Consider the following 5,919-nt stretch of genomic DNA (forward strand, 5'->3'; position numbering starts at 1 on the left):
GGCCCCGAGCAGGTCCAGGAAGGCGAGGTAGAGCTTGTCCGGTACCCGGTTGAGCCGGTAGAGGAGCTGGTCGGTCATGTAGGCGAAGGCCTCGATGAGTGTGACACCGGGGTCGGACACGTTGTGGTCGGTCCACTCGGGGCAGCGCAGCTGGACCAGGCGCTTCGCGTCGTCGACGAGGTCCTGGAACCGGCGGTCGTCGAGGTTGGGCAGGGGCAGGCTCACGGCGCACCACTGCCTTCCGTGGCGGGGATGACATAGAACGGGAAGACGAGGTTCCGTGGGTCGTTCGTGCCCGCGACGGAGTAGCGGATGTCGATGTAGAGCGTCCCGTGGTCGATCTCGTCGAAGCGGACGTCGACCGACTCGAGGACGATCCTCGGCTCCCATCGGTCGAGGGCGACCCGGACGGCGTACGCGATGTCGCCGGCGGTTCCCGCGTCCGCCGGCGCGAAGACGTACTCGTGGACGGCGCAGCCGAACTCGGGCCGCATCGGTCGCTCACCCGGCGCGGTGGCCAGGACGAGCCGGATGCTCTCCTCGATCTCGCGGGTCCCGGTGACGAGTGCGACCCCTCCGGTGGCGTCTGCGGCAACGGGGAAACCCCACCCCGACCCGATGAACTCCTGGGCCATCGTCATCCCCCGATCAGGACGGTTGGGCAGCCGGGCGGGATGACCGGCGCGCCGCAGCCGGCCAGGTCCCCTACCCTGATGGCCGGTCGCGAGCCGATGAGCACAGTCGGGCACCCGGGCGCCAGCGGCGTGGGCGGATGGGGCGGAAGACCGGGGAAGGAGCACGTGTGCAGGTCACCGAGCACGGCAGCAGGCATGCCCCCGATGAGCACGGTGGCCACCCCCGGGCCGGTGATGACGCCGGGGTGTCCGGTCTGGTCGGTGACGCGAGCGGCCGGTGGCATGGCTCCTCCTTGTCGATGTGAGTGGCGGCCTGGACGGTGCCCGTCAGTTGATCCGCACGAGTGCTCCCTTCACGGTGGTCAGGGCTGCGGCCGAGAGCTCTGCGGTGGCGTTGGCGGCGATCTTGATCGACGTGCCCTTGAGCTCGAGGGACCCGGTCGCCTCGAGCGCCACACTCGGACCCTTGACCTTGACGGCAGTGGTGCCCTCGAGAGTGATGTTGAGGGCCTTGACGGTGAGGTTTCCCCCGGTCGTCTCGACCTTGACGTCCCGCTGCGCCGTCACCGAGACGCCCTGTTGCGCGGTCACGGTGACGTCCTGCTTTGCGGTGACCGACACGGGTCCCTCGGAGACGATCTCGATGCCGGCCTTCGCCTTCTGCACGAGCGTGATCCGCTGCTTCCCGTCGCTCGTACTGAGCGTCAGCTGCTCGTCCTGTGCTGTCTCGACCATCTCGACGACCATGCCGCTGCGCGAGACGAACGCGCGCCGGGTCACCGACCCGCTCGTCGAGTCCACGTGCTCGCTCCACGCCTTCGCGGGGGTGGACTTGCCGTTGTAGAGACCACCGATGACGTAGGGGTCGTTGAAGTTGCCCAGGGCGAAGCCGACGAGCACCTCGTCGCCCACCTCGGGCAGCACGATGCTGCCGCGGTGTGCGCCCGCGCCCGGCTGCACGGGGCGGGCCCAGCCACTGACGTAGCTGTCGGACAGGACGGGGAACCTCACCTGGACTCGCCCTTTGTGCTCCGGGTCCTTGACGGACGTGACGAGGGCGGTGAGCAGTCCGTCCACCCGCCGCTGCCGGGCCGGATCATGCCCGTCGAGCCCGGCAGCGATCCCGTAGAGCGAGCGTTCCGAAGCGCCGCTCACGGTGAAGTGCGTGACGTATCCCCGGTCCCGGCTGATCTCGTGACGGGTCGAGGTGAGGATGTACTTGCCGTCGAACGGCTTGCCGACCTTGGTCACCGCCACTGCGGTGCCGGCCCGCAGACTGGGGTTCCCCCGGACCACCCCGTCGAGCTCGACCGCCCCTGCGGCGAGCCGCGCGGAGATCGCTGCTGCCAGGTCGCCGCAGGCGCCGGAGGTGGTGTGCGCGGGCCATGGCTCGAGCCAGGGCTGGGCACTGAACGTGCGGGCGAGGCCGGCAGGGTCGATGCCGTTCCCCGCCACGTTGGTCGCCGCCGCCGGATGGGTGGACACGATCGCCGTCGCCGTGGCGATGTCCCAGCCTCGGACTTCGACCGAGGGCACCTGGTCCGAGGCGGTGACCCCGCCCCGCAGATGGATGAGGTTGTAGCCCTTCTCGATGACCAGGACGTTCCGCTGGGCCGTCTCAGTGGCGGCCGGTCCGGTGGAGGCCCGGGCGGGCCTGCGAAATTCCAGCGCACCGCTCTCGTTCAACGCGACCTCTGCACCGACGCCGGCTGCCAGTTCCTGCAGGAACGCCCAGTCGCTGACGCCGGCTTGGCTGACGTGCTGAGGCACCCCGGGGAAGCTGTCGATCTGCCCCACGTCAAGGCCGGCCGAGCCGGCGACCTTCCTCACGATGTCCGCGACGGTCATGTCGGTGTAGGCCGCGACCCGCCGGCCCCGCTGCAGCCGGTGGGTCTTGTCATAGCCCCGCACCACGGTGCGGGTGCCCAGCTCGCTGACGTCCACCTCGAGTCCGGTCACCTCGCCGGTCAGCAGCTCGACGGCGCTGCCCGGGTCACTGCGCTGCAGGTGGAGCCGCACCTGGGCCCCGATCTTCATGGAGGCGAGCGAGAGGACCGCGGCGTCCTCATCGAGGAAGGTGAGGACGAACAGGGCTGGTACGTGTCGGCTGTCCTCGACGACGACCGACATCAGTGCTGCGGCGATGTCGGGCGCCAGAGGCTGTCCGTCCACGGTCACCAGGGCGGTGGTACTGGTCTCCTCATTGGGCACCGCGCACCACCGATCCGGCTGGGGACGCGGTCCCCGGCTCGATCCCGCTCCCGGCCGGTTCGGGCGTGTTCAGTTCGGTCAGGTCCTCGACCGACGGCATGAGCAGGCTCGTCCCGGGGACCAACCGCATGGGGTCGTCGATCCCGTTGACGTGCGCGACGGCTCGCCACAGGCTCGGGCTGCCGTACTCCTGGTAGGCGAGCGCGGCGAGCGTGTCGCCCTCGACCACGACGTGCACCCGACGCGGGACGAGCCCACCCGAGGTGGGGTTCTGCCGTGGCGTCTCGCCGGCGAGCTCCTCGAGCGAGACCGTGCAGGTCGCCCGGATGGGCAGGCCGCCGGGCGTGAACAGGGTGTATCGCACGGCCACCGAGCTGACGTAGGCGAGGAAGCCGGTCAGGCCGCCCCAACGGAAGAGCACCCACGGCGGTGAGCCCTTGTCCCGATCGTGCGAGGCCGCGGTGGGGACGCAGCAGGCCATCAGCCGTTCGACGGTCTTGACGACGGTCGTGCCCTGTGTGTCGGACGCGTCGAGGAACATCTCGAGGCTGAGCTTGGACGGCTCGGGGCCCTGGAACTGGGGCGGCCCGGACTTCTCGTTGCCCTGGCCCGTGGCGCGGATCCAGCGAGCCGCCTTGGCGATGCTCAGCTCCTTGGGGTTGAACTGGAAGGAGATCTTGTCGATCTGGGCTCCGGGCTTGGACAGCGACCCGTCCGGGGACGGCTCGTGGACAAGGAGATAGGCGTGCTCGAGCTTGGGGCGGCTGTTCGCCGCTGACGCCCCACCGCCCGCCGCGGCGACATCCATCGCGACGGATGCTCCAGCCATCACGCACCTCCGTTCCCGATGAAGCCGTGGTGAGCGATCTCGACGGTCTCGGTGACGACCTTGGACTGGTCGGCGCTGAGGGACGGCCCGGACCACCGCACCGGCACGACGTCGAGCAGCCCCCACGTGGCGATCGGCTTGCCGTCGGCGCGCATGGCGACGATCGTCGCGGTGCGCCGTTGGTAGCCGGTCTGCATGCTCGCGAACCACTGAGCCACCTTCTCGGTGTCCTTGCCGAGGGGTCGGGTCAGGCGGATGTTGGAGAACTTGAGCTTCGTCGGCAGCTGCCAGGTGAAGCCGTTGTTTCCCCCCTCGTCGCGCGTCTCCATGACCACTTCACAGCCGAGCCCCTCACAGCTGTAGAACTCGCCGAGATCCTGGTCGTCGAGCTTGACCTGGAAGCTCACGGTTAGCGCTGTTTCGACGTCAGGGATCATCCCGTCCTCCTCACCACAGGTCCGTCCGGTGGCCGCGGCGTTCGCGATCGATGAGCAGATCGGCGCGAAGTCGGGTGACCAGTGGGTCGTAGAGTCGTCGCGCGAGCTCCTCCACCTGCTGGTTCGTCGGCTCCGCAAGCAGCTGAGCACCAGCCCGTATGTTGCTCACCTCGGTGCCGTCGGACGTCGTCCCCGCCTCGCGCGGAGGCTCGACGGTCTCGCGATCCTGATAGGGAGCGATGTCGGTCGCCAGGTCGGCCACGGCGGGCGGGGTGTCCATGTCCGGCGCGGCAGGCGCGTTGCCGGTGTCGTTCCCAGGCGGCGAGGCAGCCGGTGCCGGCGGGAGGACCAGGGGATTGGCCGACAGGGTAGCCGCCAGAGGCCGGGCGGCGCCCAGGAATCGGGGGCGAGTGCGCCCGGCGTCGGGCCGCGGCAGGGGCCGGGTCGGCCAACGCTGCACGAACGGCATCGGCGTGAGGCCGGGCGGCGCGGTGGCGCTGAGCTCTGTGAGGACGGGCGGCGCGGTGGCGCTGAGCTCTGTGAGGACGCCAGAGGCTCCCGGTGCGTCGGGAGTCGGGTGTCGCGGCTCCTCGGAGGTGACCCGGTCGGACCATTCACCGGGTACGGCCACGGGTCGAGACTCGGCGGGTGGCGTCAGTTCCGAGGCCGGCTGGAGAGTCCAGAGCAGCGGGTCGAAGCGACGGCCATGGCTCCCGCCGGTCGGTCCTGCCTCGGCGCCTCCGGTGCCGGCAGGGCGCGGACTCCGTTGCAGGGACAGGCGCATCGGTCCAGGGCCAGGGGTCGTCGTGCTGGCCGGTCGAGACCGAGACGGCACGGGCGTCGGCGGCACGGGCGCGCGAGACGGAGGCGCTTCGAGCCGTGCTGTCCGACTCGGGACCGACCGGTTCGTCGGGGCCGCCGTCTGCGCCTGACCAGCGCCGGACGCTGTCGGGCTGCCCTGGATCTGACCCTGTCCCGGTCCGCCGGGACCGCCCTGCCGGGACGAACCGGCAGTCGATGCCTGACGGGACTGGCGCGCGGGGCGGTCGGGCGGCTGCGGGGTGGCGAGCCGTTCGGGGAGCACGACGTCCAGAGACGGCACCGCCGTGGGGTTCCCGGTGGGAGGCGGTAGCGATTCCGTGGACACGGCTTGCTGGTACTGGGTGGAACTCGCGCGGCTGCGCTGCACCGTGGCTGCGCCTGACATCCTCCCGGTCGTCGACGCTGCCGTGTCGGCCGTCCCCTCAAGGGTCGTCGTCGGCGACGCTGCCGTGTCGGCCGTCCCCTCAAGGGTCGTCGTCGGCGACGCCGCTGTGTCGGTCGTCTGCGCGAGGCTCGTCGGCGACTGCAATGGGGATGGCGGGCTCTCCTGACGGGCGGCCGGAGATGAGAGGGGTAGCGGCGGCGTTGTCGGTTCTGGGGGCTGTTCCGCAGTCACGGCACCGGACGGGCCTGCCGCGCCCGATCCGTGGGTTGCTCGCTCGGTCCCTGAGCTGGCGGCCACCTCGCGTGCCCGAGGCTCAGTGCTGGTCTGCTCGATGCCAGCAGTGGAGCCCATCTCTCGGGTCGCTGGCACGGCGTCGGATCGGGTCACCTTCCGCTGCATCGTGATCGGCTGGTCGTAGCCGAGCTCCCGTCGAGCGGGCACCACTACCCGGTCGAGGGGGCGCGATTGCTCGCTCGAGTGGGCAAGCTGGACGGTTGGCTGACCGACGGCGCTTTGCGTCACCCCCGGAGTCATCCCGCGCGACGAGGTGGGCGCCGCGCCGACCGACGGTGTGGGCGCTGCGCCGACCGACGGTGTGGG

The 5,919-nt window shown here is 70.7% G+C and carries 7 protein-coding genes and 1 pseudogene; 1 reads left to right on the forward strand and 7 read right to left on the reverse strand.

Features of this window, described 5'->3' with window-relative positions; all coding sequences use genetic code 11:
• The 7 genes and pseudogenes from L0H79_RS19965 to L0H79_RS19995 all read right to left on the reverse strand — a co-directional run.
• A pseudogene (locus L0H79_RS19965) lies at nucleotides 1–225 on the reverse strand (putative baseplate assembly protein); the annotation flags it as partial.
• A complete protein-coding gene (locus L0H79_RS19970) occupies nucleotides 222–641 on the reverse strand; it encodes a GPW/gp25 family protein (protein ID WP_301486392.1) in 420 nt (139 codons plus the stop codon). The gene L0H79_RS19970 and the pseudogene L0H79_RS19965, both read right to left, overlap by 4 nt.
• Complete coding sequence (locus L0H79_RS19975; RefSeq protein WP_301486393.1) at nucleotides 638–919, reverse strand: PAAR domain-containing protein; 282 nt, start codon at nucleotides 917–919, stop codon at nucleotides 638–640. The genes L0H79_RS19970 and L0H79_RS19975 overlap by 4 nt, the downstream gene beginning before the upstream one ends.
• Before the next feature lie 43 nt (nucleotides 920–962).
• Nucleotides 963–2,846, reverse strand: a complete 1,884-nt coding sequence (locus tag L0H79_RS19980) for a VgrG-related protein (protein WP_301486394.1) — start codon at nucleotides 2,844–2,846, stop codon at nucleotides 963–965.
• Nucleotides 2,836–3,675 (reverse strand): LysM peptidoglycan-binding domain-containing protein, encoded by an 840-nt coding sequence (locus tag L0H79_RS19985; RefSeq protein ID WP_301486395.1) that lies wholly within the window; start codon nucleotides 3,673–3,675, stop codon nucleotides 2,836–2,838. The genes L0H79_RS19980 and L0H79_RS19985 overlap by 11 nt, the downstream gene beginning before the upstream one ends.
• Nucleotides 3,675–4,112 (reverse strand): phage tail protein, encoded by a 438-nt coding sequence (locus L0H79_RS19990; protein ID WP_301486396.1) that lies wholly within the window; start codon nucleotides 4,110–4,112, stop codon nucleotides 3,675–3,677. The genes L0H79_RS19985 and L0H79_RS19990 overlap by 1 nt, the downstream gene beginning before the upstream one ends.
• 10 nt (nucleotides 4,113–4,122) lie before the next feature.
• Nucleotides 4,123–4,743, reverse strand: a complete 621-nt coding sequence (locus L0H79_RS19995) for a hypothetical protein (RefSeq protein ID WP_301486397.1) — start codon at nucleotides 4,741–4,743, stop codon at nucleotides 4,123–4,125.
• A 475-nt stretch (nucleotides 4,744–5,218) separates the two neighbouring features.
• Here L0H79_RS19995 and L0H79_RS20000 point away from each other — a divergent pair, with 475 nt between their 5' ends.
• Complete coding sequence (locus tag L0H79_RS20000) at nucleotides 5,219–5,485, forward strand: hypothetical protein (RefSeq protein WP_301486398.1); 267 nt, start codon at nucleotides 5,219–5,221, stop codon at nucleotides 5,483–5,485.
• Nucleotides 5,486–5,919 lie beyond the last annotated feature (434 nt).

The sequence above is a fragment of the Intrasporangium sp. genome, assembly GCF_030452765.1.
Taxonomy (GTDB): Bacteria; Actinomycetota; Actinomycetes; order Actinomycetales; family Dermatophilaceae; genus Intrasporangium_A.